22 protein-coding genes are annotated in these 26541 nt (G+C 52.5%); 17 read left to right on the top strand and 5 right to left on the bottom strand.

Going from position 1 to position 26541, the window contains the following annotated elements:
- The first annotated feature begins 26 nt into the window (after positions 1-26).
- Genes WH45_RS17960 through WH45_RS17945 form a run of 4 tightly spaced genes read left to right on the top strand, consistent with a single transcriptional unit; the run spans position 27 to position 3333 of the window.
- Entirely contained in the window at positions 27-965 is a 939-nt protein-coding gene (locus WH45_RS17960; protein WP_152663589.1) for a metallophosphoesterase, read from the top strand.
- A 25-nt stretch (positions 966-990) separates the two neighbouring features.
- A complete protein-coding gene (locus tag WH45_RS17955) occupies positions 991-1731 on the top strand; it encodes a metallophosphoesterase family protein (RefSeq protein ID WP_046215807.1) in 741 nt (246 codons plus the stop codon).
- A 19-nt stretch (positions 1732-1750) separates the two neighbouring features.
- On the top strand, positions 1751-2395 hold the full coding sequence (locus WH45_RS17950) for a GNAT family N-acetyltransferase (protein WP_046215806.1): 645 nt from the start codon (positions 1751-1753) through the stop codon (positions 2393-2395).
- On the top strand, positions 2392-3333 hold the full coding sequence (locus tag WH45_RS17945) for a DMT family transporter (protein WP_046215805.1): 942 nt from the start codon (positions 2392-2394) through the stop codon (positions 3331-3333). Before WH45_RS17950 ends, WH45_RS17945 begins: the two co-directional genes overlap by 4 nt.
- A gap of 158 nt (positions 3334-3491) precedes the next feature.
- On the opposite strand, the gene WH45_RS17940 is transcribed toward WH45_RS17945, so the two are convergent.
- Both WH45_RS17940 and WH45_RS17935 read right to left on the bottom strand, forming a co-directional pair.
- The gene (locus WH45_RS17940; RefSeq protein WP_046215804.1) at positions 3492-4301 is read right to left on the bottom strand and encodes a histidinol-phosphatase; all 810 of its coding nucleotides are present in this window, start codon (positions 4299-4301) and stop codon (positions 3492-3494) included.
- 24 nt (positions 4302-4325) lie between these two features.
- The gene (locus WH45_RS17935; RefSeq protein WP_046215803.1) at positions 4326-5228 is read right to left on the bottom strand and encodes a LysR family transcriptional regulator; all 903 of its coding nucleotides are present in this window, start codon (positions 5226-5228) and stop codon (positions 4326-4328) included.
- Positions 5229-5648: 420 nt separating this feature from the next.
- Between WH45_RS17935 and WH45_RS17930 the strand changes: the two genes are divergently transcribed.
- The 12 genes from WH45_RS17930 (at position 5649) to WH45_RS17875 (ending at position 19183) form a co-directional block, all read left to right on the top strand.
- Positions 5649-6104, top strand: a complete 456-nt coding sequence (locus WH45_RS17930; protein WP_046215802.1) for a chemotaxis protein CheX — start codon at positions 5649-5651, stop codon at positions 6102-6104.
- A 267-nt stretch (positions 6105-6371) separates the two neighbouring features.
- Positions 6372-7148: an SDR family NAD(P)-dependent oxidoreductase gene (locus WH45_RS17925; protein ID WP_046215801.1), complete on the top strand. Its 777-nt coding sequence runs from the start codon at positions 6372-6374 to the stop codon at positions 7146-7148.
- 140 nt (positions 7149-7288) lie between these two features.
- A complete protein-coding gene (locus tag WH45_RS17920; RefSeq protein ID WP_046215800.1) occupies positions 7289-8722 on the top strand; it encodes a DEAD/DEAH box helicase in 1434 nt (477 codons plus the stop codon).
- Positions 8723-8732: 10 nt separating this feature from the next.
- Positions 8733-9497 (top strand): ABC transporter ATP-binding protein, encoded by a 765-nt coding sequence (locus tag WH45_RS17915; protein ID WP_046215799.1) that lies wholly within the window; start codon positions 8733-8735, stop codon positions 9495-9497.
- A complete protein-coding gene (locus tag WH45_RS17910; RefSeq protein ID WP_046215798.1) occupies positions 9490-10713 on the top strand; it encodes an ABC transporter permease in 1224 nt (407 codons plus the stop codon). The genes WH45_RS17915 and WH45_RS17910 overlap by 8 nt, the downstream gene beginning before the upstream one ends.
- A gap of 155 nt (positions 10714-10868) precedes the next feature.
- The gene (locus WH45_RS17905) at positions 10869-12092 is read left to right on the top strand and encodes a PucR family transcriptional regulator (RefSeq protein ID WP_046215797.1); all 1224 of its coding nucleotides are present in this window, start codon (positions 10869-10871) and stop codon (positions 12090-12092) included.
- 202 nt (positions 12093-12294) lie between these two features.
- Positions 12295-13431, top strand: coding sequence for an alanine dehydrogenase (ald, locus tag WH45_RS17900; RefSeq protein ID WP_046215796.1), 1137 nt, complete (start codon positions 12295-12297; stop codon positions 13429-13431).
- Positions 13432-13945: 514 nt separating this feature from the next.
- A complete protein-coding gene (locus WH45_RS17895) occupies positions 13946-15157 on the top strand; it encodes a branched-chain amino acid ABC transporter substrate-binding protein (RefSeq protein ID WP_046215795.1) in 1212 nt (403 codons plus the stop codon).
- Positions 15158-15249: 92 nt separating this feature from the next.
- On the top strand, positions 15250-16236 hold the full coding sequence (locus WH45_RS17890; RefSeq protein WP_046215794.1) for a branched-chain amino acid ABC transporter permease: 987 nt from the start codon (positions 15250-15252) through the stop codon (positions 16234-16236).
- A gap of 9 nt (positions 16237-16245) precedes the next feature.
- On the top strand, positions 16246-17544 hold the full coding sequence (locus WH45_RS17885; RefSeq protein WP_046215893.1) for a branched-chain amino acid ABC transporter permease: 1299 nt from the start codon (positions 16246-16248) through the stop codon (positions 17542-17544).
- Between the two features lie 149 nt (positions 17545-17693).
- Complete coding sequence (locus WH45_RS17880) at positions 17694-18482, top strand: ABC transporter ATP-binding protein (RefSeq protein WP_046215793.1); 789 nt, start codon at positions 17694-17696, stop codon at positions 18480-18482.
- Positions 18479-19183 carry an ABC transporter ATP-binding protein gene (locus WH45_RS17875; protein WP_046215792.1) on the top strand — a complete coding sequence of 235 codons (705 nt, stop codon included), beginning with the start codon at positions 18479-18481 and terminating at the stop codon, positions 19181-19183. Before WH45_RS17880 ends, WH45_RS17875 begins: the two co-directional genes overlap by 4 nt.
- 92 nt (positions 19184-19275) lie before the next feature.
- Here WH45_RS17875 and WH45_RS17870 read toward each other — a convergent pair whose 3' ends face one another.
- The 3 genes from WH45_RS17870 to WH45_RS17860 form a co-directional block, all read right to left on the bottom strand.
- Positions 19276-22281, bottom strand: coding sequence for an S-layer homology domain-containing protein (locus WH45_RS17870; protein WP_046215791.1), 3006 nt, complete (start codon positions 22279-22281; stop codon positions 19276-19278).
- Positions 22282-22567: 286 nt separating this feature from the next.
- Complete coding sequence (locus WH45_RS17865) at positions 22568-23866, bottom strand: aminotransferase class I/II-fold pyridoxal phosphate-dependent enzyme (protein WP_046215790.1); 1299 nt, start codon at positions 23864-23866, stop codon at positions 22568-22570.
- 250 nt (positions 23867-24116) lie between these two features.
- Complete coding sequence (locus WH45_RS17860; RefSeq protein WP_046215789.1) at positions 24117-24743, bottom strand: pyridoxamine 5'-phosphate oxidase family protein; 627 nt, start codon at positions 24741-24743, stop codon at positions 24117-24119.
- Between the two features lie 224 nt (positions 24744-24967).
- Between WH45_RS17860 and pdxR the strand changes: the two genes are divergently transcribed.
- Positions 24968-26512, top strand: a complete 1545-nt coding sequence (gene pdxR, locus WH45_RS17855) for a MocR-like pyridoxine biosynthesis transcription factor PdxR (RefSeq protein ID WP_046215788.1) — start codon at positions 24968-24970, stop codon at positions 26510-26512.
- Positions 26513-26541: the final 29 nt, after the last annotated feature.

Genomic DNA, 26541 nt, shown 5'->3' with positions numbered 1-26541 from the left:
AATGAATAGAGCTGAAGACAGCCGGAGTGGAGAAGGAGGGGCCCAGCCTGAAATATCATAATAAAATAGACATTGCACATAGCAGAGGCGGCTCTCTCATACCGTCCCATCTGTATTCCATGACCCGCAGGCAATTTCTCAAAGGCAGTGCAGCTGCGCTGGCGGCACTCGGAGCAGGTGGCACCGGGTATACATGGCTCGGCGAACCGAACTGGCTGGAAAAGGTATATATCCAGATGGAGCTGCCGCAGCTGCCAGCCAGTCTGAACGGCATGAAGCTGATCCAGTTCAGCGATATGCATCTTGGACTCGGCAAAAATGAAAAGGATCTGGAGCAGCTGGCGGATGTAATTATGGCCGAGCAGCCGGATATGATCTGCTTTACCGGGGATATGGTCGACGATGATGCCGCAGCGCTGAGCCCCGGCGTGGGCGCTCTACGGCGTATGAAGGCTCCGCTAGGCCAGTATGCCGTGCTGGGCAATCATGATTATCTGCAGGATGCGCTGGCCGTATCGAGGATGATGGAAGAAGGCGGATTCCGTATGCTGATGAACGATAACCACCAGATTCGCCGGGAAGATGGCGTACTGGCGATTGCCGGTCTGGATGATCAGCTGCTCGGCAATCCGGATATACATAAAGGAGCGGCAGGTATTCCCGCGGAAGCCTGCCGGATTCTGCTTATGCATGAACCCGACTATGCAGACCGGATACCGGCGGATCTGAACTTTCATCTGCAGCTGTCCGGTCATAGTCATGGCGGTCAGATCCGGCTGCCGATGTTCGGAGCGGTCATTACGCCGAGAGGCTCACGCAAATATATTATGGGCTGGTATCAGGCCGGACCGACAGGACAGCTGCCGCTCTATGTAAACAGGGGGATCGGCATGTCCCAGATTCCGGTTCGGTTGATGTGCCGTCCGGAATTGACCATTTTCACCCTGAAAAGAAAGACGGTATAAGCATCGCCGGAAATGGAGGAAAACGATGGAACGTATTGCACTTGTATCTGATATTCACGGCAACTATCCTGCATGGCAGGCCGTGCTGGATGATATCGAACGCCGTGGAATCCGGCGTATTTTTTGTCTGGGCGATATTGTCGGCAAAGGACCGGATTCGGTCCGGATTACCGACAGTGTGCGGGAACGCTGCGAAGTCGTGATCCGCGGCAACTGGGAAGAGCTGATTGTACGGATGAGCGGAGATGATGAGCTGTTCGGCTGGCATGCCGAGCGTCTCGGTACCGAGCGTCTCGACTATCTGGATTCGCTGCCGCTGCGGCATGACTTTATGCTGAGCGGACGGATGGTCTCGCTGGTGCACGCCTCTCCGGAAAGTGTATTCCAGCGCGTGCAGCCATGGGACCCGGTAGAACAGCGTCTGGCGATGTTTGCTCCTGTACCCGGGCAAGAGACCTCAGCGCCGATCATCCCGGATATCGTAGGCTACGGAGACATTCACAACGCCTATCTGCAGTATCTGGAAGGCCGGATGCTGTTTAATGCCGGCAGTGTGGGCAATCCGCTCGACCTGTCGGAGGCATCTTATGCTATTCTGGAAGGAGACTATCTGTCTAATGCGATATCTCCCTATTATCTGCAGTTCGCCCGTGTGCCGTATGATATTGAACAGGCAGTGGCGGATGCGCAGACAGCGGGAATTCCGGCATTGGATTATTATATCAAGGAGCTGCGTACCGGCATATACCGGGGACTGCAGACCTGAACCCAGGGAGGAAAGAGGAATGGCGATGCTGAGTAAAAAGGAATTGAAAAAAGGAATTCCCGAGCTGCAGACCGACCGGCTGATTCTGCGTCGTCTGACCGCAGGGGATATTGAGCGCTGGTGGGAATATCTCAGTGATCCGCAGGTCATTACGTATCTGTATGGCTCTCCCCAGATCAAAGAATACCAGGCACTTCAGCCGGACCGTCTGGGACGGAGAGTGGACGAAGCATTCCGCAGTATGACCTCCATTCATTTTGCCGTTACTTCCAAGGAAGATGGCACAATATATGGCGTATGTTCTTTTCAGCGCTGGGATGAACATGCGGCCCGGGCAGAGATCGGATTTGCGCTGTGTCAGCAGTTCTGGGGCAAAGGTTATGCGACCGAGGCGGTAGGCCGCCTGGTCACTTTCGGATTTGAGGATATGGGTCTGTCCCATATTGTCGGACGCTGCCATGTCAAAAACCAGCTGTCTATCCGCGTACTGGAGAAAAACGGAATGCGTCAGCAGCCGCCTTCCAATCCGGGGATCAAGAGCTACTGGCAGGAAATGGGGATCATTGTGTATTCTGTAGCGAACAGCGAATTTGTGCTGCGCAAAGAGCGGGCTTCCATGCATCCGCATATACGCGAGGATCTCGGTGGTTCCGTCTCTTCATGAGTGGTCAACGCTGGTTCACCAGTCCTGTCGGTGTACTCGTCAGCTCGCTGATCGCTGTCATTTTGTGGGGAAGTGCACTGCCGTTTATCAAGCTGAGCTATCAGCATCTGGGCATTGGTTCGCATGATTTGTTTGCCCAGTGGCTGTTTGCCGGATATCGGTTTACGCTGGCCGGTCTGCTGCTGATACTGCTATCTTATGCGCTCAAGCCGCGCGGCCAGAAGATTACCAAAATACCGGCCGGACGGCTCAGTATGCTGGCGCTGCTGCAGACGCTGCTGCAGTACATTCTGGTGTATGCGGCGCTGGGACTCGGCTCGGGCATTACGATGTCCATTATTGCCGGCTCCACTTCATTGTTCCAGCTGCTGGCGGTTCGCTGGATGGAACGTACGGAAAAGCTGTCTGCACGCAAGTGGATCGGTCTGCTGCTCGGTTTCTCGGGTATTACGGTTATGGGCATGGCCCAGGGCAGTGAACTGCGGCTGGTGTTTGGAGTCGCGGAGCTGCTGATGCTGCTGTCGGCACTGTCTGGAGGCGTAGGGAACGTGCTGGCACGCCGTGAGGCTGCGGTAGAGCCGGTGATCAGCCTGACCGGCCGCCAGATGTTCTGGGGCGGTCTCGGCCTGCTGGTGCTCGGCTGTGCCTCGGGAGAGCCTTTTCCGTTCCATTGGGATCTGATAGGGATCGGCATGCTGTTCTACCTGGCTGTCGTCTCGGCAGGAGCCTTTGCACTCTGGAATATGGTGATGAAATACAATGAAGTCGGCAAAGTCTCCATGTATCTGTTTCTCACTCCATTGTTCGGGGTGGTACTGTCGGCGGTATGGCTGGATGAGAAGATATCGTTGTGGGCGCTCTTGGCACTGAGCCTTGTTGCTGCAAGTATTGTGCTGGTGAACCTGCAGCGCAGACCAGACGAATCACAGACATCATAAAGTTACTTGTTTGTCATCCAACTGCAATACAGTCGCAACGTGATTCTAACAAGCTGGCTTTATGATAAATGGCAAGACCCCCTTTTTGATACATGTAAAAGGACCTGCACTCGGCAGGTCCTCTTTTTTTGCGTATAAATATGTTATCTGCTGTTTGGTTATAGCGCCACAACCTGCCGCTGCTTCTGTTTGTAATATACCCATTCGGTATAGCCGATCTCGCGCAGCTTGCGGGCGACCAGATCGAAATCATCCCCAACGCGCTGGGCAATGTGCGAATCCGAGCCAAAGGACACTTCCACCCCAAAATGATACGCGCGCTCCAGAATATCATCCACCGGATGCCACAGTCCGCATACTTTGATCTTGCCCGACGTGTTCACTTCAATCGCTACACCGGATTCGGCGATCGTCTGCAGCATCTGATCCAGCGCCTCGGGAGCCTGAATGTCCGTAAAGGCGGGATAGTTGCTCTTCATGGCGTCGATATGGCCGAGAATCTGGAACATGCCGCTTTTGGCGGATTCGCCGATCAGGCGGAAATATTCCGATTTGGCAGCGACCTGGGCTGCGGTATCCATGCCTTCCCAGCGGGTACGGTCAAAGATGCTGTAGCCATCGCTGAAATGAACGGAGCCAATAATATAGTCAAAAGGGTACTGGGCCAGTGTCTGCTGATACAGCTGCGCATGATCCGGGAAATAGTCCGATTCGATGCCGAGCAGCACGTCAATTTTGCCGGCGTATTCTTTTTGCAGATCCAGTACTTCCTGTACATAATTTTTCAATTCGCTTTTGCCCATGGTTGTATTGGGAAAAGGCTGTTCCTCGTCGGAACCAAAATAGGGGGTATGATCGGAAATGCCGATCACCTGAAGGTCTGCGGCAATCGCAGCCTCGATATAATCACGAATATCACCATCTGCGTGACCGCAGCGGTAATGGTGGGTGTGCAGGTCAAATCTCATACGTCAACCGCTCCTTTAGCTAATTTATTCCGGACTCGTAAAATGATCTTCCGGCATGCCCTTAAGATCATTGAGAAACTGGCGCATCGCCGAATTGAGATAGCGGCCGGACTTGTAGATCAGGCCGACCGGATGACTGACTTCAAACTCCGGCATCGGGATCATGACAAGCGTTCCATGCTTGAGCTCACTCGTAATGGACTGTCTGGAAATGATCGCTGCGCCCAGATCAATCTCGACCATTCGCTTCACTTCCTCACTGCTGGACAGCTCCATCATGACCTGCGGCTCAATGCCATGTGTTTTGAATACTTCATCGACAAACCGTCTGCCGACCGTATCCGGAGACAGCATAATCAGGGGAAGGTTCTCCAGATCATGAATCGTGGCCTTGCGGGTACGTGCCAGGGGATGCTGGGGCGAGACGACCAGTTCGAACATATCATAATAGAGGATGGACGTCTCCAGATTCGGATTGCGCTCGATCAGATAACCGATACCGACATCCACCAGCCCGTTCTCTACACTGTTATAGACCTGGGAGGAAGACATCGAATGAATCATCGTCTTGATCAGCGGGAACTGATTCTGGAAATAGGATAATACCCGTGGGAGAATCTGAATGGCAATTGAGGTCGTTGTCCCGAGCAAAATGCGTCCCTGGGGCGTCTCGTCCAGATCAGCCAGCCGCTGCTTAAGCTGCTCGACAATGGTCAGAATCTGTTCGGCATGCTCTAGAAATACAGTACCCTGATCGGTTAACGTAACCGGCTGGTTGCGGTTAACGAGTATGGTCTTGAATTCATCTTCGAGGCTTTTGATCTGAGCGGAGACCGCAGGCTGTGTCAGATTAAGCAACTCACCTGCCTTGCGGAAGCTCATCGTCCGCGAAATGGTCAATAATGTCTCCAATTGACTGATATTCATGAGTTCCTCCTTATGTACACCTATTATTAAATTATAGGTGATTCCCGAAAAAGCGGCAATGCGGTGGAACACCTATTCATACGTGAATCACCATCTCTTTTGTAAAATCTGCAAAATAATTGGCCCAAACCGATTTATTCAGCACATTCTAATCTACATAAAACCCTCTTACTATCCGATAATAATAAAAAGGCAGTCGATTGGACCTATAAAACAGCATACACACCATTCTTTGTACCTAGAAATCGACATTCTATCATCGATGAAAACCTTATTTTCAAACAAATTTTAATTATTATCGAAGTTTTCCAATGTTTCTGGATGAATTGTCCTAGGTTATAAGTTATAATAACATTACAATTCATAGGTCATAAGTTTCAGTTAAAATAGTAACCCATAAGTAGAGGGGAGTATTAAAGTATGAAGGCGGAAGTTATTAATCCATTTTTAGAAGCAGCAAGGTTGGTTATCGGACAGGTGGTTCAGGTGGCCCCTTCTACCGGAAGTCTCGGCATTAAGGATATTGAGTTGGTGGACGACCATATCTGGATCCAGATTGGCATGACCGGACAAATGAGCGGCGATATTATTTTTGGTATTCATGAGAGTGTAGCTTTGCGGATGGTCTCGGCCATGATGGGCGGATTTGTAATGACAGAGATGGACGAGATGGGACAAAGTGCCATTTCCGAGCTCGGCAATATGATCAGTGGTAATGCAAGTACCATTTTGTCCAACCAGGGCGTAACCGTAGATATCACACCTCCAAAAGTGATGAAAACAAGTGCAATTACCTTTACCTCTGCCAAAGCATTGACCATTCCATTGATTATGGAAGGGATTGGCGAGCTGGATATTCAGGTTATGGTATCCTGATCCACGATACGGCAAAGCAAAAACGATGTCATGAGGACATCGTTTTTTTATGGGGAAATGCTGTATGAGAGAATAAGATGATAGTAGTTATTATAAATACAAGACCCCAATAATCTCAAATATCAATATGGCTCTTCGCGAATCAGCGGAGGGCTATTTGACTTTCTCGCCTTTGCCGCTCAGAACTTTAGTCATAATCAGTAAAATGCTGTCTGCTGGATATCTGGCGGTGAATCTCTTAAAATAGAAGAGACTGGAGGGAACGGTATGAATCTGGAAAATAAAGTGATATTAATAACAGGCGCATCCAGCGGATTGGGCGCAGGAGTGGCTCCGCTGCTGCTGGAGCAGGGTGCGATCCCGATCCTCACCGCACGCTCTGTGGACAAATTGTCAGAGCTGTCAAGGCGGCTTAACGGGCCGCATGAGGTTATGCGCATGGACGTGCAGAATGCAGAGGAGATTGATCGGGTCGTCCGGCAGGTCATGGAGAAGTACGGCCGGATCGATATTCTGCTCAACAACGCCGGCTACGGCCAGTTCAAAACGATCCAGGAGATGGAGCTGGAGGAATACAGCGAGATGATGGATGTGAATTATCTCGGTATCGTTCGCTGTACGAAAGCCGTACTGCCGCATATGCTGGTAGCAGGCAGCGGACAGATCGTCAATGTGGCTTCACTGGCCGGCAAGTTTGCCACCGCCAAATCCACCGCCTATACCGCGACCAAGCATGCTGTGCTGGGCTTCACCAACTCGCTGCGTCAGGAGCTGCGCGGCACCGGCATTACCGTATCTTCTATTAATCCGGGACCGATCAGCACGGCTTTTTTTGAAAGGGCGGATCCTTCCGGGGAATATGTGCGCAATGTGAGCGGATTTATGCTGCCGGCCGAACGGGTATGCCGGGAGATTGTCCGTGTCATGCGCAAAAAGCGGGAAGAGTCGGATTTGCCGGGCATCGCCGCTTTTGGGCTGCGGCTGTATTCGCTCTGTCCGCGTCTGGCCGATCGGCTCACCTACCGGTTTTTTGACCGCAAATGACGGAGGCGGCTGAAATGCATATTACAGTTCGGATTTATGCAAAATGCTGATATAATGGTAAAGTATTGTGCTCTGTAAGGATCATGGCTGTGTCCGTTGATTTGCATACACTTTAACTTGAACGATAAAGGATGAAACCTATGGAATCAAAATTGAATTTTCTCGGGTTGGGCATTAAAGAATCCCTTCATGATGCACTCGCCCGTTATGGTATTACGGCTCCCTCGCCCGTACAGGAGGAGACGATTCCGCTGATGCTGGAAGGACGGGATATTATAGCCCAGTCCCAGACCGGCAGCGGCAAGACGCTGGCCTATCTGCTGCCGATTCTGCAGAAGATCGATCCGCAGCACAAGCAGATGCAGGCGTTGATTCTGGCACCTACACAGGAGCTGGCGATGCAGATCGTCCGCGAAAGCGAACGGTACGGCGAAGACCTCGGCATTACGACGCTCGGACTGATCGGCGGCGCAGCAATCAAGCGTCAGGTCGAGAAACTGAAGCGTCATCCGCATATTGCGGTCGGTACACCGGGACGGATCAACGAACTGATCAATATGCGCAAGCTGAAAATGCACGAAGTGAACGTGATCGTCGTCGATGAAGTCGATCAGGTGCTGGGTCTGGGTGGCGGTGCCGATGTGCAGCGTATCATCAAGAGTGCGCGCCGTGATCGTCAGCTCGTCTTCCTGTCTGCTACGGTCAATGAAGAGATCCGCAGCGTAGCCTACCGGGATATGAAAGATCCGGCCACCGTTGGTATCGAGCCGGAGCGTCATACGGCCTCTGCGATTGAGCATGTCTATTTCGTAACCGAAGAGCGGGACAAAATGGACACGCTGCGTCGTGTGCTGCGTCATTACAAGGCTCCACGCTCTATCGTCTTCGTCAATACGACGGAACAGATCGCCGAAATCGAGTCCAAGCTCGATTATATGGGCTTCAAAGTACGCGCCATCTACGGCGATGCCGATAAAGTAACCCGCAGTACGGTATTGTCCCAGTTCCGCTCCGGCAAGGTGCAGGTACTGGTAGCGACCGATGTGGCGGCACGCGGCCTGGATATTGAAGACCTGAATCTGGTTGTCAGTCTGGACCCGGCCTTTGATGCGGAATTCTATGTGCATCGCAGCGGACGTACCGGTCGTATGGGCAAAAAAGGTGTCTCCGCTTCCATCGTGACCGATCGCGAACGCTTCATTATGCGCAAGTTCGCCGAGACGCTGAATATTAACCTGGAAGAACAGGTGCTGGAAGCGGGTCAGGTTCTTCGGAGCGATGAAGTGGTCAAACGTCCGGCGCGCAAGCCATCCAGCTCGCCATCCCGTCCGGCAAAAGCAGCTCCTGCCGGACAGCCTAGCGGAACACTGGATCAGACATCCAGCTCGTCCGCACGTGCCATGCCAGCCGATGATAAAGGAAGACCATCTTCCGGAGGCAACCCAGCCGCCGGCCGTACAGGCTCCACCTCCAAAAAAGATGGCAGAACCAAAGTAAGAAAAGCCGATCAAAAAAGCAAGGGAGCGCCAAAATGGCTAAAAGCCAAACGTGAAGCTTCCCAGGACGAAAAGTGAGGTCTTAACTATGGAACAGGTATCTGTACTTAACGTTAACCGCCTGACCGGCGGTTACAGTCATGGCAAGCCTGTCCTGCACGATATCAGCTTTGAGGTTGGCCGTGGTGAGATGATCGGATTGATCGGCCTGAATGGTGCAGGCAAGAGTACAACAATGAAGCATATCCTCGGTCTGATGACGCCGCAGGGTGGAGAAGTGCGTATCCAGGGCTCTACATTGTCCGCAGATACGCAGCAGTACCGGGCTTCGCTGGCCTTTGTGCCGGAATCCCCGCAGTTGTATGAAGAGATGACGGTACGCGAGCATCTGGAATTTACCGCCCGCGCTTATAACGTGAGTCCGGAAGATTATGAGCAGCGCTCCCGGCGGCTGATCCAGCTGTTCAATATGGGAGACAAGGAAGACAGTCTGTCGATGCATCTGTCCAAGGGCATGAAGCAGAAAGTCATGATTATGTGTGCCTTTGTCGCAGCACCGCCGCTCTATATTATCGATGAGCCGTTCCTCGGACTGGACCCGCTCGGTATCCGGTCCCTGCTCGACTTTATGGTGGAGACCAAGCAAAATGGTTCTTCCATCTTGCTGAGCTCGCATATCCTGTCAACGATCGAGAATTATTGTGACCGGTTTATCGTGCTGCACAAAGGCCGTGTCATCGTGCAGGGCACCCTGGAACAGATCCGTGAGCAGACGGGTCAGCAGGGAGTACCGCTGGAGCAGATTTTCTACGATCTGGTTCAGGACTCCAAATGGACGGTTAGCGATGAATGATCTGCTGCGGCTGCGTCAGCAGCGGAGGGCCGACTTCTGGTCCAGGATACTTCCGTATACGCAGTATGTCATACAGAGCGGTCTGGCTGTTGTAACCCTGTTTCTGCTCATTGCCTTTGCCGCCTGGTATACGACCTTTCTGCAAAAGCTGCCGCCGGGTCTGCCTGTATACTGGATCATGCTGATTCTTCTGACACCGCTGACCGTGTACGGTACAGTGCGCACCTATATGCGTCCTGCGGACGTCGTATTCATGCTGCCGATGGAGACCAGAATGCGTGAGTACTTTGCTCCGGGCTGGCGTGGTGCAGTAATTGGCAAGTACATCTGGCTGCTGCTGATTACGCTGATTGCTTGGCCGTTCTATATCCGGGCCGCCGCTGATCCCAAGCCGCTGCTGCTCACGCTGGCACTATTGCTGCTGCTCAAAATAGTCAGCAATTACGGCAGCTGGCAGGAGCTGCGGATCAATGGCGATGCTCTACGGGTCATCTACCGACTGCTGCGCTATGTGGCAGTCATCGCCCTGCTGGCCGCTTATCTGTGGCTGCCGCTGTGGACAGGAACGATCGTGCTGCTAATCGGAGCCGCCGTGTATTATGGTCTGCTGCGAATGCCGGGCAAAGCCCAGGTTCCGTGGGAACGACTGATTGCTGCCGAGAAGAATCATGCTACCGCCGTTATGCGTATGCTGGGCTGGTTTGTGGATGTGCCGACCGGTGAGCGCAAGATTAATCGCCGCCGCTGGTTGTCCTTTGTCGGTAACCGGGTACCCTGGAAGCAGGAGCGGGCGTTTCGCTTTCTCGTCTCCAAGACGCTGGTGCGCAGTGAACTGCTGCCTACCCTGATCCGGTTTGTACTGTTCGGGATGCTGCTGGTACTGCTTACCCGGGAATCATGGTTTGGTGTCGCTGTCTATCTGCTGTTCATTCTGCTGGCAGGTATGCAGATGACTACTCTGCGCAAGCAGCATACGGACACCCTGTGGCTGTCCATTTATCCACTGCCGCCGACGTCCCAGCGATTGGAGACGGTCGGTCTGATTACCCAGGTACAGCTGCTGATCGCTATCCTGCTCTGGATTCCGCTGGCAACCGCCGGTGATCCGGTGCGGATCGTCTGGACACTGGCTGCCGGTCTGGTCATGGTATGGCTGTATCGCAGCTCCCTGAATCGTAAGTGGCTGCGCGATCTGGCAGCGGAGGATGAGCTGTAGACGTAAGGGTGGATAGAGTGAATGGATGGAGTAAAATGAATGTAATATCATGATATGCCGGATTGGATGCTGTCCAATCCGGTCTTTTCTATCCGCTGCCGGACGCCGGGCAACCTGCGAGCCGCAGCGGCCCAAACCGAAGAGACAGGCGGTGTATGACATTGGAGCATATAATCGACAGCCAGATCGACAGTCTGCAGACGCTGGCCGAGACGATCAGCGAAGTAATGGGCAGTCCGGTGACGATCGAGGATGAGAGCCATCGGCTGCTCGCCTACAGTACCCATGATCCGAATACAGACCCGGCCCGGATTGCGACCATTGTGGGACGCAAAGTACCGGAGCATGTGCAGCGTGCCCTGTATGAGTCCGGAGCGATGCAGCGGCTGCTGGACAGCGAGGAACCGCAGCATATCCGGGAGCTCAGCGAGGTAGGGCTGCGCAGCCGGATGGCGATCTCGGTGCGTCATTATGATGAGGTGATCGGCTATATCTGGCTGCTGGAAAATGACGGTTCCTACACGGCAGAGCAGCTGCGGCAGTTCAAGCGCGGCGCCCGGATTGCCGCCTCCAAAATGATCCAGCAGCAGCAGCGCCAGCAAAAGATCGAACTGTTCCGTAGGCTGCTGAACGGACGCTTCCCGTCCGAGCAGGAGGCGGCAGAACAGGCGAGAGAGGCGGGTATTGAACTTCCTGATGCAGGATATGTGCTGGTGATGGAGCAGGGAGGGCAGCAGGATACCAGCGGCTGGTATGACAGAGTCGTTCAGGCTTCTGCCGAATATGCAGTCAAAATCCATCTGCAGCTGCCGGAGCCGAATCGGCTGATTCTGCTCTGCGGGATGAATGGTCCATTCCGATCCGATCACTCTGCCGAACTGTCTGCACGGATCGGGCTGATCATTACGCGGCTGCGCCAGCTGCTGCCGGTCGAGGGGCTCTGTTATGCCGCCGGCGAAGGATTCAGCTCCGTTCTGCATATCCAGCGCAGCTACCGGCAGGCACGGGAACTGATCACCCTGCATCAGCATCTGCCGGAGACCCGTGTCCTTCATTATTACCCGGATGCGGGATTCTATCGGTATCTGAATGCGATGCACCGCGAAGCCGAGCAGTTCCCGGTAAGCTGGGGGCCGATCGACCGGCTGGCCGCCTATGATCAGGAACACAACAGCAATCTGCTGCAGACGCTGGCGGTATTTCTGGATCATGACAGTGATGCCAAGCAGGCAGCCGCCCAGCTGCACGTGCATACGAATACGCTCAATTACCGGCTGCGGCGGATTGCCGAGGTAGGACAGGTGAATCTGGACAGCATGGCAGAGAAAGTCACCCTGTATCTGGAACTCAAGCTGCTCTGGTTTGATGAAGGAAGTTAATACTGCATCAATCATTCGTCATAGATGAGCTTAACCGACATTTGGCTCAATTATATGTCAGTAATTATGACGTATTGCTAGGCTTTTTGTATTTTTACACAATTGAGATTGTTAAAATTTGGGGAACTGGACGATTACATGCCATTTTATCTATCCTATAATGAGGGTACGAACAGGCACGTTATCTGAAGGAGGCAACCCGATGAAGATTGGTATCCCGAAAGAGATTAAAAACAATGAAAACCGTGTAGCGATTACGCTGGCAGGTGTAACAACGCTGGCGATGGCAGGGCATCAGGTGTACGTGGAGAGCAGTGCAGGCCAAGGCAGCGGATTTACGGATGCAGCTTATGAACAGGCAGGCGCAACAGTGATTCCGCAGGCAGCCGAAGTCTGGTCGACCGCCGAGATGATTCTCAAGGTCAAAGAACCACTGCCGTCGGAGTATGGCTATTTCCGCGAAGGACTGATTCTGTTCACCTATCTGCATCTGGCCGCCGCGCCTGAACTGGCCGCCGCATTGATCGAGAAAAAAGTAATCGGGATCGCCTATGAGACGGTAGAGGTGAATCGTACCCTGCCGCTGCTTACTCCAATGAGTGAAGTGGCTGGCCGGATGGCGGTACAGATCGGTGCCCAGTTCCTGGAGCGTCCGCATGGTGGCAAAGGGATACTGCTCAGCGGTGTACCGGGTGTCAAAAAAGGAAAAGTGACCATTATTGGCGGCGGTGTCGTGGGTACCAATGCAGCCAAAGTAGCCGTAGGCATGGGTGCGGATGTCACAATGATCGACCTGAGTGCAGATCGTTTGCGTCAGCTGGAGGATATTTTTGGCCATTCCATTCAGACGTTGATGTCCAACCCGTATAATATTGCTGATGCCGTAGCCAGTTCGGATCTGGTAATTGGTGCAGTGCTGATTCCGGGAGCCAAGGCGCCTAAGCTCGTTACAGAAGAGATGGTTAAACAAATGGAAGCGTATTCAGTTATTGTCGATGTCGCTGTCGATCAGGGGGGCATCGTGGAGACGGTAGACCGGATCACTACGCATAACGAACCGACTTATGAAAAGCATGGCGTACTGCATTATGCTGTCGCCAATATGCCGGGTGCCGTACCAAGAACATCGACGATGGCGCTGACCAATGCGACCATGCCTTATGTATCGCAGATCGCCAATCGCGGACTGCGTGAAGCACTGATGACCAATCCGTCACTCAAGCTGGGCGTTAATACGGCTGCCGGTGCCATGACTTACGCGGCAGTCGCCCGGGACCTGGGCTATGAATATGTATCGGTAGATGATGCGCTGAAAAAGACCTTTACTGCAACGAGCTGAGGAATCGCCGATTGGTAGCCGAATATAAACAATCCACATGAACTCATCAAAAACAAAAACTCCGGATCAGGGATCGCCTGCCGGAGTTTTTTTATGTTTGTGTACGTATTTCTTATTTCTATATAGGAACAGAGTATGATTATGTAATGTAAATGTTATATAAATTTTATTTAACAAATAATAAAGTCATATTTATTTACATATTAAGTGGCATATTATTATAAAATACACCTACGAAAAACTATAGAAACCTATACTGGAGGAAAATGAAAAGCGATTAAAGGTGCATGAATATGTAATAAACATATATCATTTTGCTTTAAACGAACGATTTAAGATTGAATTTAGTAAAATATACGTTTATTTAAAATATTAATTCATAATATATTCCATTTTATGATTAATAAATTCACAATTTCTGATTGCCGGATGTATGGAATGTATGTATACTTTAAACAAGCTATCGTACCACATAATGTTAATTAAACTTACATTAAAAGGGGGATTAAGTAGTATGAGATGGAGATGGAATGGTGTAGTGGCAGCGGCCCTCGCAGTGGGCCTGCTGGCGGGATGCGGCAATGGCGGCAGTGCAACAACGACCGGTGCAGCATCCGGCGGGGACAGCGGAAGTGCCGGCAGTAAAGTGATCAAAATTGCAACACAATCTCCATTATCCGGGGGCAGCTCGATCCAGGGCGAAGCGATCCGGCTGGGAGCGCAGATGTCGATGGAAGATCACAAGGAAGACTTCAGCAAGCTTGGTTATTCACTGGAGCTCGTTCCTTATGATGATCAAGGTGATCCCAAAAAAGGTGTAGCCAATGCCGAGCAGATCGGTGCGGATCAGGCTGTGCTGGGTGTTATCGGTCATCTGAACTCCGGTGTATCCATTCCATCTTCGGTTGTGTATGAAAAATACAATATTCCGATGATCTCCCCGGCGAGCACGGCGACCGAATTTACCGATCGTAAGCTAAAAGTGGCTAACCGCGTCGTCGCACGGGATGACTTTCAGGGACCGGCCGCTGCAGAGTATGCGGTGAAGACGGTCGGGGCCAAAAAGATCTTTGTTATCCAGGACAAGACAGCCTACGGACAGGGACTGGCTGAAGCTTTCCGCGATAAAGCACAGGAGCTGGGCGCCACGATTGCCGGTTATGAAGGCATCACGGTAGGAGAGAAGGATTTTAACGGGGTGCTGAATATTGCTGCAACGCAAAATCCGGACTTTATCTTCTTTGGCGGTCTGTATGCCGAAGGCGGACTGATTATCAAGCAGGCACGGGATAAAGGAATTACGGCTCCGATCATGGGCGGCGATGCGCTGGATTCCTCGGGACTGGTCGAGATCGCCGGTGCCGATGTCAAAGGAGCACTGTACAGCTCGGTAGCCGGTGAGATCGCCAAAATGGAAGGCGGCTCCGACTGGGCAGCCCGCTATCAGCAGGAATTTGGCAAGGCACCGGAAGGTTATTCCGCTTACGCCTATGATTCCATGACCATTATGCTGGATGCGATCAAGAAGACGCTGGACAGCGGCGGCGGAGAGATGCCATCCCGTGAAGCCGTGCGCGACGGTGTACGGGCCACCAAGGATTTCAAAGGCATTGCCACCGAAGTCAGCTTTGATGATAAAGGGGACAACGCCTACGCCAAAGTATATATTTACGAATTTGCCGATGATACGTATCCAGGCAAGCTGGTATCCGAAGTCAGCCAATAATTGCAGCACATCAACATGCGGCCAAGAGGTATGTGCGGATTGACGGCATACCTGTTGGCCCTTGTTTTATAGCGATGGAAAGGGGTGCGTTCATGTTCGCAAGCATTTTACAAACACTGCCACAGGTACTGATCGATGGCCTGGCGCTGGGAGCGATCTATGCGGTGGTAGCGCTCGGATATACGATGGTATACGGCATTCTCGAACTGATCAACTTTGCGCATGGCGAGATTTTCATGACCGGAGCATTTGCCGGTACATCGGTGCTGCTGCTGTTTCAGTCGATGGGCTGGCTGGGTGGTCTGCCTGCTTGGGTCTCGTATGTGCTCATTATCTTTATCGCCATGATGGTCACAGGGGCGCTCGGGGTAGGGATCGAGCGTGTCGCCTACCGTCCGCTGCGCAAAGCACCCAAGCTGATTTCACTGATTTCCGCGTTTGGGGTTTCCTTTGTGCTGCAGGATCTGGTGCGTTTTATCGCGGAACTGAAAACCGGCAATTATATCATCAGTGTGCCGCAGCTGTTCGATGGACGCTTCACGCTAGGCTTCTCATCGATGACAGCGATGTTCAGCAATGCGACGGTGAAGACGAATACGATCTTTATTTTTATTGTAGCAATTGTGCTAATGATCGGATTGGATATTTTCGTTAATCGGACCAAATGGGGCGGAGCGATGCGGGCAGTCGCCCAGGATCGGGATACCGCTGCCCTGATGTCGATCAATGTGAACAAGGTGATTCTGCTGACGTTTTTTATCGGATCGGCGCTTGGCGGATCGACCGGTGTGCTGTTCGCCCAGCAGTACGGCACGATTGATCCGTATATCGGCTTTATCCTCGGACTCAAGGCATTCACGGCAGCCGTGCTGGGCGGAATCGGCAATATCCGCGGTGCGATGTTCGGCGGCATTGTCATCGGTGTACTGGAAATGTTCGCTTCGGCGAACCTCGGTATTATGACCGGCGGTAATTTTGGCGCAGAGTACAAGGATGTATTTGCCTTTGCGATTCTGATCGTCGTATTGATATTCAAACCAGAGGGCTTGTTTGGCAAAGCCGTCAAAGAGAAAGTGTAGGTGGAACCGATGAGCAAATGGGCCAATATGCGTATCACCCTGCGAGAGAACAAGCTGGCGCAGATCATTCTACTGGTGCTGTTCACGCTCGTAACAGCAGCGGCTGTGCATCTGATGGAGCGTTCGGTCACCGCCTTTCTGCTGCTGCTCGCTTCCTTGCTGCTGCTGTATTATACGTCCTTTACCAATGGGATCAAATGGACGATTGCCCTGATCCTGCTGCTGGTCGTCATACCGTTCGCGTCGTCAGGAGGCTCGTCCTATGACTCCTATATGGAAGTGGCGACCCAGTGCGGGATCTATGTAGCGATGGCGCTGGGATTGAATATTGTGGTCGGCTTTGCCGGTCTGCTGGATATGGGCTTTGTCGCTTTCTTTGCGGTTGGCGCATACACTTACGGGATCTTTGCGACCGACCAGGCGAATAACTTTATCTCGGGCGATCTGTTTCCACTCTCCGGCGGCACATTCTGGATCTTCATTCTGATCGGCGGATTCATGGCCGGCATTTTCGGAATTCTGCTCGGGCTGCCGGTGCTGCGGGTCAAAGGGGATTATCTGGCGATCGTGACGCTGGGTTTTGGAGAGATTATCCGCATTATTTTCAACAACCTCGAGAAGCCGGTCAATATTACGAATGGTGCGATGGGATTGTCTTCGATTCAGCCGCCGGATCTGTTTGGCTTTGATTTTACGTTTCCGCATCAATATTACTTTATCGTGATTGCCATTTTACTGGTGGTCATCTTCGCCGTCAGACGACTGGAGCATTCCCGGCTGGGGCGTTCGTGGAAAGCGGTACGGGAAAATGAGATTGCCGCCCAGTCGATGGGTATTCCGCTGATCCGCACCAAGCTGATTGCTTTTGCGATCGGTGCTTCCTTTTCCGGGATGATGGGTGTGGTGTTCGCGGCCAAGCAGACATTTATCGATCCGACGAGCTTTACACTGATCGAATCGACGACGATTCTGGTCATGGTCGTACTGGGCGGTATGGGCAGCGTGCCCGGTGTTATCCTCGGTGCGAGTCTGGTAACCATTCTCAATCTGCAGGTGCTAACCGAGCTGACGAACTGGCTGAACCAGCTCTCCATGCAGGGTATTATTGAAGTGCCCAATGCACTATCACCTTCCAAAATGCAGCGGTTTATTTTCGGTATGATCCTGATTCTGGTTGCGATCTTCCGGCCGAATGGACTGATCGCCGCCAAAAACCGCAAAATTCCCAAGGAGGTGGTGACCGGTGGTCCACATCAACATCATGAAGTTCCTGCTGCTGCGATCAAAGCCAAAGCCAGACCCGAATAAATCATTGTGGGCGTCAGCATGTAATCATTGGACGGCTGCCCTGCTGAACCGGTACACGCCTGTACGGATGATCCCGGTATCTACAACTGCCGGGGAACCGGAAATATACACCGGGCCAAATCGATCCCGCCTATGAGGAGGATGCAGTCATGAGTATTTTAAAGGTAAACCGTCTAACCAAGCGCTTTGGCGGACTGACCGCAGTCAGTGGAGTGGATTTTGAGTTTCCGAGGGGACAGATCTCTGCGGTGATCGGTCCGAATGGAGCGGGCAAGACGACCTTTTTTAATATGATTACCGGTATCTATGTACCGGATGAAGGACAGATCGAATTGGACGGCAAGTCCATCGTCAATGTGAAACCGGACCGGATTACTGGCAGAGGCATCGCTCGTACGTTTCAGAATATCCGGCTGTTCGGCAGTATGACCGTGCTGGAGAATGTACAGGTCGGCATGCATATCCATCTGAAAACAGGCGTGATCGGTACCCTGCTCAATCTGCCGAGAGTACGGCATGAAGAGCATACGTCCCAGCAGGAAGCGTACCGGATGCTCGAATATGTGGGACTGGCAGAGTGGTACAATGCCGAAGCGAGCAGCCTGTCCTATGGAGCCCAGCGCCGACTGGAGATTGCCCGCGCACTGGCGGCCCGGCCCAAAGTGCTTCTGCTCGACGAACCGGCAGCCGGCATGAATCCACGGGAGACCATAGATCTCACCTCGCTCATCCGCCGGATTCAACAGGAGCTGGATATCTCCATCATCCTGATCGAGCATGATATGAAGCTGGTCATGGAGCTGTCGCATCATATTCTGGTGCTGGATCATGGTGTCAAAATCGCCGAGGGTGGACCGCAGGATATCCGTTCCAATCCCAAGGTGATCGAAGCCTATCTGGGCAAAAGCGCTGTCGAGGAAGGAGTGTTGGCGGAATGAGTCTGCTGCAGCTCAAGCAGGTAGAAGCGTATTACGGCGCTATTCAGGCACTGCGCGGTATTACGGTGGATGTAAATGAAGGCGAGATCGTAACACTGATCGGCTCCAACGGCGCCGGCAAATCAACTACGCTCAAATCGATCTGCGGACAGGTGAAGATCCGCGGGGAAGTCTGGTTTAATGGTCAGAATATCTCCGATCAGCCGCCTCATGTCACGGCCCAGAGCGGCATCGCCCATGTACCGGAGGGGCGGCGCATTTTCCCCAGGCTGACGGTCAAGGAGAATCTGGAGATGGGCGCATTCTCGGTCAAAAGCAAAAGCCTGATCAAGGAACGGATCGAGAAGTCCTTTGCCTACTTCCCGCGGCTCAAGGAACGCTACCATCAGGTCGGCGGCACGATGAGCGGCGGGGAACAGCAGATGCTGGCGATTGCCCGCGGCCTGATGATGGGTCCTAAGATTCTACTGCTGGATGAGCCGTCGATGGGGCTTGCACCGGTTATCGTGGATCAGATCTTCGAGATTATCCAGGAGCTGAATGCCTCGGGCATGACGATTCTGCTGGTCGAGCAAAATGCCTATCAGGCGCTGCAGATTGCCCACCGCGGCTATGTGATCCAGACCGGAGAGATTATTTTGCAGGATCAGTCGGTGGAACTGCTCAAAAACGATCAGGTTAAAGAAGCCTATCTGGCATAAGACTGGGATATGTAAAATGAAATTACTCCATATCCTCAACCAAAAAACCAGCACTGGATTATACCCGGTGCTGGTTTTTTGAATGCAAGTACTTATTTTATTTGCTGTAGGGCAGTGTTCAATTCCTGTAAAACGGAAATCTTGTCCTGAACGGCAGCGGCTGAAGTCAGATTGTTTTTACGATCCAGTGCCGTCTGCAATCCGGTTACATCCTGATCTGCAGAATGCTGCTGGATCAGTGTCTCTGCCTGGTGAGCCGCTTCATTCAGCCAGGTGTCCAGATTAGGGACATCCACATATACGGTCTCCTCGAGACTGAGGTCACCCTTTTTCAGTAGGACGATGACTTCATACTGGGCTGTAGAGGCGCTGCCGTTGTACTGGAGCAGCTGCAGACCTTTATTCGTCTCGGAAGCTGCCAGATATACATTATCTGTTACCGAAGAACCGGTATCTGTATCCTGATCGATAGAAGTCAGCAGTTCGACGGAAGATACCGTTCTGGTTATACCATCAGCGGGCGGGCCGTCCGCCAAAGCCAGCTCCTGCATCGGAGCGGTAGAGTATGGCAGCACAATATCGTCTGGCATACGATCTGCTTCCCTGTACAATTCTGTCCGATCCGCATTGGCATCATGTGGAGACGGATAGGCCGAGAGAGGAGCCGTATTGGTCAGCAGATTGCGATCGGTGAAGCTGAGCTGACCGGCGGTGATGTCCATATCGAATACATGCCAGTAGCGTTCATTGCCTGCGCCTGCCGGGATATGATAGGTCTTGACCGGAGTCGCGGAAGCACCATCATAGACTTCGACCCGGGCAGAAGAATTCCGGAGAGTTGCAGTACCTCCGTCGTGTGACTGACTGTAGTTTTCGATATAAAACGTATAGGTGCCAGCTGTCCGTTTGCGAATAGTCATCGCTTCCGGACCATAACCTGCTATAGAATCATATTCCAGTTCGGCATAGAGTTCATTGTCATAGATAAATGTGTCATTCGAAGGAAACGTATGGAAACTGAATCCATCCGGAGTCGGGCCGAGCAGATGAGCATCTTCATCTTCGGGCAGTTCATCCCAGGTGAGTACGATACGAACCTGATCATTATCGCCCTGTCGGATAGCAACAGCATTCGCTTCATTCAGCTCGTCTGCTGATGAAGTGGCTGTCATGTAAGTGGTAACGAACCCTTCTTTTTGCAGTTCTCCCGTATAGATGCCCGGGGGAAGTTGTATCATATAATCTCCAGCCATTCCAGTAACGACGGTCGCCTCCACCGGACCGGTTGTTGTACCGATTCCTCTGCGGAACAGAATTTTCATCTCGTCTACCGGATAGTCTCTCGTATCCATGATGCTGCCGAGGATTCCACTGATTAGTACACTGCCCTGGAATGTATATGCAAGGCGGGAAGAGTCGGCAGCTGGCGCTACGGTGAGCTTCAGTACTTTTCCATAATAACGGGTGAGCTTCAGCGGTTTAAAATGCAAAGTACGCGTCATGCTATCATAGCTGATATTTTCCAGTGTCACAGATCTACCATCTATTGCAGCCGTTACATCCATATCGCTGAGGAACAGTGTCTCACCTGCCGACAGCGGCAGGGTGATCTGTCCGTTCTGTACATCCAGATACTGTATTTTTTGTGGATCGGTATCCGTCACCGGAGTCGGTGCTGGATCGCTGACCGGAACAGCCGGTTCATCATGCTTGGAATCTTTTTTCTTCGTATTGGTCGGGGTCAAAGGAAGGCCGACCGTACTGCCGCCTACCCGTGCGGTAATCCCGTTATCTACATTCGTCTGCATTACCCGCGGAGTAATGGTCACCCCATCAGCGCGAATATAGGCTTTCTCGACTGTACCGCTGCCGCCAATGGTAGCCGGGGCATTCAGCGTCGCCGATTGAATAGAGGATTTACTGGTCGTGTCCACACGATTGCCAGTGGTGCCGGCAGCTACAGCCAAATTATCGATCGAACCGGTAACCAGCTGCACATCCAGTGAAGACGCGGAGATATCCACCGCATCGAATCGTCCGTTCATCGTTACCCGGGCACCTGTCGGCATCATGGAGGACATGACCACATTGGTGAATCCGTTTCCGACAGAAGCGGCTTTTTCTTCCAGAATGGAACCGGATTGAAGAACGGTCTGTGAAATGACGGTTGAACCGGAAGTCTCGATACGAACATCGCCGTCTTTTTTGTTGATGATCATGCTGGACAGATTGGAGTCCTTGACATGAATGCTGTGACTGCCGCCGCCGTTAACGGTAGTGGTTCCTTTGACCGTTACATGATCGAGCAGTGCATCTCCTTCACCAATTCCCTGGCCGAGCAGTAGATCACCTTCGATGACCGTATTGCGAATGGTGCTGCCGGCAGCATGAAGCTGAACATTGCCGGATACTTGCTGCTGTCCGGATGCCGGGCCGTAGACGCCGGCCGTATTGTATACTATGTTGTTGGAACCGGTGGATTGAAGCGAGCGATTTAGCACAGTGACTGCCTCTGCCCGTGTCGTGGTATCCCGGGGACGGAATCCTTTTTCGTCGCCATTCATCAGTCCGTTATCGATAACGGCACCGATCGAGCCCTTGCTCCAGGCAGGACTGTTAGCCGTATCTTTCATACGGCTGGCGGAAGCGGATGATTTTAATTTTTTGATGGAAGTGAGAATTACCGCCAGCTCCTGGCGGGTGACCTGCTGATCCGGATGGAAAGTGGAGTCCTTGTATCCTTCCATATAACCCTGCGCTTTGGCGATGGCAACATCGTTATAGTACCAGTCGGATGGTTGTACATCCCGGTAATGGATCGGCGCAGCAGAGGTGAAGCCGAATGCTTTGTTGATCAGGGCAGCCAGCTGCGAACGGGTTACGCTCTGATCCGGCTGCAGGCTGCCGTCCTGAAAGCCGCTAATATAGCCTTTGTTCTGCCAGTCCGTGAGTACACTTTTGGCCCAGTGGTTTTGAATATCTGTCGCTGTGACCGACTGTGCGTGGACAGGAATCGTCGCTGTCAGTCCAGAAGCCGGCAAAAGGATAGCGGTGCTGAGCAGCAGCATGGCCCACGGCCGAATTGTCTTTGTTAACATTCCCCAAGTTCCCCCAATGAATTATCAATTTAAGCGTTGGTCCTAATGATATGGTCTAGATCGCCTATATTTCTCTATTCACTTTACAAAAATAGGCATATTGATCTATATTACTACAATTTATTTCGTTTGGGAATGGGATTTTCCTGCATTGGAATAGTATGGATAGTGCAGGTGTCAGGAGGGGGGCGATATGCATAAAAAAGCAGACCCCGGTAATGATCGGGGTCTGCTTCTATTTATGCTGCTATTTATAATGGAAACTATCCTTATGGAAATGTAAAAATTAACCCTGCTGCACATCCAGCACAGCCTGGTAAATCAGATCATACAGATCTTCCAGGTACTGCTCCTCGATACAGGAGAAAGCGATCCGCAGATCATGCTCGCCCAGAGCAATAGTGCCGATCTCGTACTGGGTGAGCAGACGCTGGCGTACCGCTTCGGCGGATATATTTTTGAGTTTCAGGCACATAAAGTAGCCGGAGTTAAACGGATAGTATTCCCATACATCGCCGTATTTGCCGCTGTCGAGCAGATCTTTGACCTTGTTGGCGCGGCCTTTCATTACCTGGAACTTCTCGGCTTTTTGCACTTCGAATTCCGGGGAACGCAGGGCGTTCAGGACAAACGTCTGGGATGGATGCGCACCGCTGGAGATGGTTGCGCGGATAATACCGAGCGTTTTCTGCTCCAGAGCAGTCAGTGCCGTCGTGGACTGGGCGCCATACGTAATAAATCCAACGCGGAAGCCCCATACATATTCTTCCTTGGTTGCACCGTCGATCTTGATCGGCAGGATACGCGGATGCAGATTGTTCAGCTCGCCGAACAGGGATTCCTGCATCGAATCTTCGAAGAACAGTCCAAAGTAGGCATCATCCGTAACCACGATTACATTAATACCGGCCAGTGCCGCTTCGTTAATCGCAGCCACGATCTGGTGACCATCTTCGACGCTTGGCGTGTAGCCGGTCGGGTTGTTCGGGAAGTTCAGCACGACAATTGCTTTACCGCGGTCCTTCTGTTTCAGCAGTGCGTCGCGCAGACCATCGCTGTTGAACCGCATATCTTCCGTGAACAGCGGGTAGTTCACGATCTGTGCACCGCGGCGAATGCCAAAGGTCAGCTCGTAGTTCTCCCAGTTTTTGTCCGGATAGATGACTGCATCGCCTTCGTCGGCGAACAGGTCGGCCACAATGCTCAGACCATGGGTCAGCGCATTGGTAACAATCGGATTGCCAAAAGTTGTACTTGCAAGAGACGGATTATCCTTGATCATTTTCTCACGCCATGCGCTGCGCAGTTCGGGCTTGCCTGCCGGTGGAGCGTAAGGATACAGATCTTTCGGTTGAAAAGCAGATAGGGAATCCTGAATGACCTTCAGATGCATCGGTCCGCCATTCTCGGTAGCAATACCGATCGTGGCATTATATTTTTTGGCCTGGCTCGAAGCTTCTGCCGATTGGCTCAATATGCCTTCTTTGGGAAAATAGATCTCTTTGCCGAGCTTGGACAGCATGTCATAAATATAGGGGCTGTCCGCTTTCAGATTCTCATTCAATTGTCCTGCCAGTGGGTTCATCTTGTTCATCCTTCCGGGTCTGTTTAGAAGATATCAACCAGGCGAATCTGCTGCGTATTCCGTCTGATTTCGCTGCCTCATAGTATATCATTGTTCACATTACGGTGTCACTGTGTGACCGGAGGATTTTGAACGGATAGATGTGAAAAGGGTGTGAATTTAAAGCGTATTTGGGCAGCTGCGGCTCATCATTTCTCAAAGTGTTTGTTCCAGTGTTCAGATTGGGGTTAGACTATGGGCACATTCCTAATTATTCGCCGGAAGATGGATGATACGGACAGTATTTTTCCATCATTTCCAGGGTTGCCAGATCATCGGTGGAGCCTCGCTGCTGCAGGCCGCTGATGATCTGTTCGCGTTCCTGACCTTTGACATTCTGGCCGAACTTGAACTTGGCGGTCCATTCGTCCGGGATAATCTTGATCAGCGCGACTCCCTTGAGCCGGGGGATATACTGCGGATCATCTATCGTAATCGGATCATATCCGCCCTCCGGCTGCAGCTTCTGCATAAAGGCGCTGAGTGCCACCGCCTTTTCTTCCAGCTCGGTGACGATCTCGGCATGTCCGCGTACAGTGACACTTTTGAAAAAGGCAGTCGCCGGACAGGCCATCTCTTCATCGGTAAAATACGAAGGAATCAGCGCATATTCACGGGCTGCCGAGAAGGTAACCCGGTTGTCCTGCTTCAGCAGCTTCATTTTCTCTCCCGCCCGGCTGCCATGCATATAAAATATCCCTTCATGATAGGCAAAATTCAGCGGAATGACCCGCGGCCAGCCATCCTCGCTGCCCAGACCGAGAAAGCCAAAACTCACCTCTCCGAGAAACTGCTCCAATTCCTGTTCTTCCTCTACCGTAAACTCTTTTCTTCTCATCTGTATATTCTCTCCTTTGTCTCTATCTGGATTGACGATTTATGGTAATCAGCTTATGCTGAAAAGTGTCAGGTGAAAAGGTCCAATTCAGGTATAGTGATACGGTCCAATTTTAGTGCGTTAATGAATTGAAGTATGATCAGAGATAGACAGAATCTATTTTGTCGAAGTCTGGTTTTGCAGAATATACAGTTTACAGGTGTGAAAGAGAGGTACAGCTGGACATGGATATCACCATCGCGTATCAACGTGCCCTGCAGCAGCACAGTCACAAATATATCGCGCTGTATCATGCACTGCGCGAAGCCATTCTGAACGGTTCGCTGCAGCCGGGTACCCGGCTGCCATCGACACGTGAACTGGCAGCGAGCTATGGCGTCTCCCGCGGTAGTGTGGCGGAAGCATACGATTTGCTGCTGGCCGAGGGCTATACCGAATCGGCTGTAGGCAGAGGCACCTATGTAGCACGGCAGCTCACCACGCTGCCGATCCTGCAGGAACAGTCAGCAGAACGGAGTGAACAGACGCCGAAGTCCGATGCCGATTCGGCGGCTGCCGGTTCAGACAGTTCGGCCCGCACTTTGTCCCGCTGGGGAGAACGGCTGCTGGGGCTGGATCGCCGCCAGCCCATGAAGCCGTATCCGCCAGCTGATGTTCCGGCCGAAGACCGGATTGACTTTCAGGCGCAGGAGATTCTGCTGGGAGGCAGTTCCCTGACCGACTGGCGCAGCGCCATGACCGGTGCGGTCAGGGATCTGCAGCAGGGAAGCGGCCATGATGAAGCCAATGAAGCCGGTGGTGACCGGATGCTGCGGGAGGCGATCTGCAGCCATCTGGGCAGGACACGCGGCATTGCGGCCCAGCCGGAGCAGGTCGTACTGTGCAGCGGCTCGATGGAAGTGATCGTACTGCTCTGTCAGCTGCTCGTGAATGAAGGCGATCCGGTCATTCTGGAAGATCCGTGTTTTACCGGACTCTACCGGGCGATCGCTGCCTGCGGCGGACAGGTCTGCCCGGCACCGCTCGATCGGCAGGGCATTATCCCGCAGGAGTGGGAATCCCGACTGCTGATCGTAACGCCGGGCCGCCAGTTTCCGACCGGAGCGGTGCTGCCACTGCCAAGACGCCAGCAGCTGCTGCAGTGGGCCGATCGCCGGCAAGCATGGATTATCGAGGATGATTATGACAGCGAGTTTCGCTGGGAAGGCCGGCCGATCGAGCCGCTCAAGGCACTGGATACGGCAGAGAGTGTCATCTACGTAGGTTCCTTTTCCAAAAGCATGTTCTCCAGTCTGCGGCTCGGCTATGCGATTATGCCGCCGGGACTTGCGGAAGCGCTCGTGGCGGCCAAGCGGCTGTACGATCCGCTGCCTTCCTCACGGCTGGAGCAGCGTGCGCTGGCCCGTTTTATTATGCGGGGCGATTATATGAGACATCTGCGCCGTATGACCCGTCTATACAGAGGACGCCATGCCATTTTCCGGGAACAGATGGAGCAGCAGCTGCCGGGATTGTTCCAGTGGATGTCTGCCGGTTCCGGGCTGCATGTATACGGCGTCTGGCAGCATGATCAGCATTCGTATGAGGCGTTCCGACGGCTTGCTGATGCCTGTGGAGTCAGTTGGCGGGATGCTGCGGATTACCGACTCACGGATGGACCGCCGTCGGGGTGCTTTATTTTTGCCCATCTAGCGGAAGAGCAGATCCGTGAGGGGATTCGGCGTCTGCGGATGGCCTGGAGCAGATATAAATCCACAAAATTTCATTAATTAGGTAACCTACCATTGACGAATCCCGA

This window comes from Paenibacillus wulumuqiensis (genome assembly GCF_000971965.1).
In the GTDB taxonomy this organism is placed as follows: domain Bacteria; phylum Bacillota; class Bacilli; order Paenibacillales; family Paenibacillaceae; genus Saccharibacillus; species Saccharibacillus wulumuqiensis.
This window is presented reverse-complemented; position numbering and strand designations above follow the sequence as displayed.

What these genes read in the sequence shown, in the direction of transcription:
- WH45_RS17935 (WP_046215803.1), bottom strand. Translation starts at nt 5,228, where the DNA reads ATGAATATCAGTCAATTGGAGACATTATTGACCATTTCGCGGACGATG.
- WH45_RS17875 (WP_046215792.1), top strand. Translation starts at nt 18,479, where the DNA reads ATGAGTCTGCTGCAGCTCAAGCAGGTAGAAGCGTATTACGGCGCTATT.
- WH45_RS17860 (WP_046215789.1), bottom strand. Translation starts at nt 24,743, where the DNA reads ATGAGAAGAAAAGAGTTTACGGTAGAGGAAGAACAGGAATTGGAGCAG.
- WH45_RS17930 (WP_046215802.1), top strand. Translation starts at nt 5,649, where the DNA reads ATGAAGGCGGAAGTTATTAATCCATTTTTAGAAGCAGCAAGGTTGGTT.
- WH45_RS17940 (WP_046215804.1), bottom strand. Translation starts at nt 4,301, where the DNA reads ATGAGATTTGACCTGCACACCCACCATTACCGCTGCGGTCACGCAGAT.
- WH45_RS17925 (WP_046215801.1), top strand. Translation starts at nt 6,372, where the DNA reads ATGAATCTGGAAAATAAAGTGATATTAATAACAGGCGCATCCAGCGGA.
- WH45_RS17915 (WP_046215799.1), top strand. Translation starts at nt 8,733, where the DNA reads ATGGAACAGGTATCTGTACTTAACGTTAACCGCCTGACCGGCGGTTAC.
- WH45_RS17945 (WP_046215805.1), top strand. Translation starts at nt 2,392, where the DNA reads ATGAGTGGTCAACGCTGGTTCACCAGTCCTGTCGGTGTACTCGTCAGC.
- WH45_RS17955 (WP_046215807.1), top strand. Translation starts at nt 991, where the DNA reads ATGGAACGTATTGCACTTGTATCTGATATTCACGGCAACTATCCTGCA.
- WH45_RS17910 (WP_046215798.1), top strand. Translation starts at nt 9,490, where the DNA reads ATGAATGATCTGCTGCGGCTGCGTCAGCAGCGGAGGGCCGACTTCTGG.
- WH45_RS17870 (WP_046215791.1), bottom strand. Translation starts at nt 22,281, where the DNA reads ATGTTAACAAAGACAATTCGGCCGTGGGCCATGCTGCTGCTCAGCACC.
- WH45_RS17880 (WP_046215793.1), top strand. Translation starts at nt 17,694, where the DNA reads ATGAGTATTTTAAAGGTAAACCGTCTAACCAAGCGCTTTGGCGGACTG.
- WH45_RS17920 (WP_046215800.1), top strand. Translation starts at nt 7,289, where the DNA reads ATGGAATCAAAATTGAATTTTCTCGGGTTGGGCATTAAAGAATCCCTT.
- pdxR (WP_046215788.1), top strand. Translation starts at nt 24,968, where the DNA reads ATGGATATCACCATCGCGTATCAACGTGCCCTGCAGCAGCACAGTCAC.
- ald (WP_046215796.1), top strand. Translation starts at nt 12,295, where the DNA reads ATGAAGATTGGTATCCCGAAAGAGATTAAAAACAATGAAAACCGTGTA.
- WH45_RS17950 (WP_046215806.1), top strand. Translation starts at nt 1,751, where the DNA reads ATGGCGATGCTGAGTAAAAAGGAATTGAAAAAAGGAATTCCCGAGCTG.
- WH45_RS17890 (WP_046215794.1), top strand. Translation starts at nt 15,250, where the DNA reads ATGTTCGCAAGCATTTTACAAACACTGCCACAGGTACTGATCGATGGC.
- WH45_RS17865 (WP_046215790.1), bottom strand. Translation starts at nt 23,866, where the DNA reads ATGAACCCACTGGCAGGACAATTGAATGAGAATCTGAAAGCGGACAGC.
- WH45_RS17905 (WP_046215797.1), top strand. Translation starts at nt 10,869, where the DNA reads ATGACATTGGAGCATATAATCGACAGCCAGATCGACAGTCTGCAGACG.
- WH45_RS17895 (WP_046215795.1), top strand. Translation starts at nt 13,946, where the DNA reads ATGAGATGGAGATGGAATGGTGTAGTGGCAGCGGCCCTCGCAGTGGGC.
- WH45_RS17885 (WP_046215893.1), top strand. Translation starts at nt 16,246, where the DNA reads ATGAGCAAATGGGCCAATATGCGTATCACCCTGCGAGAGAACAAGCTG.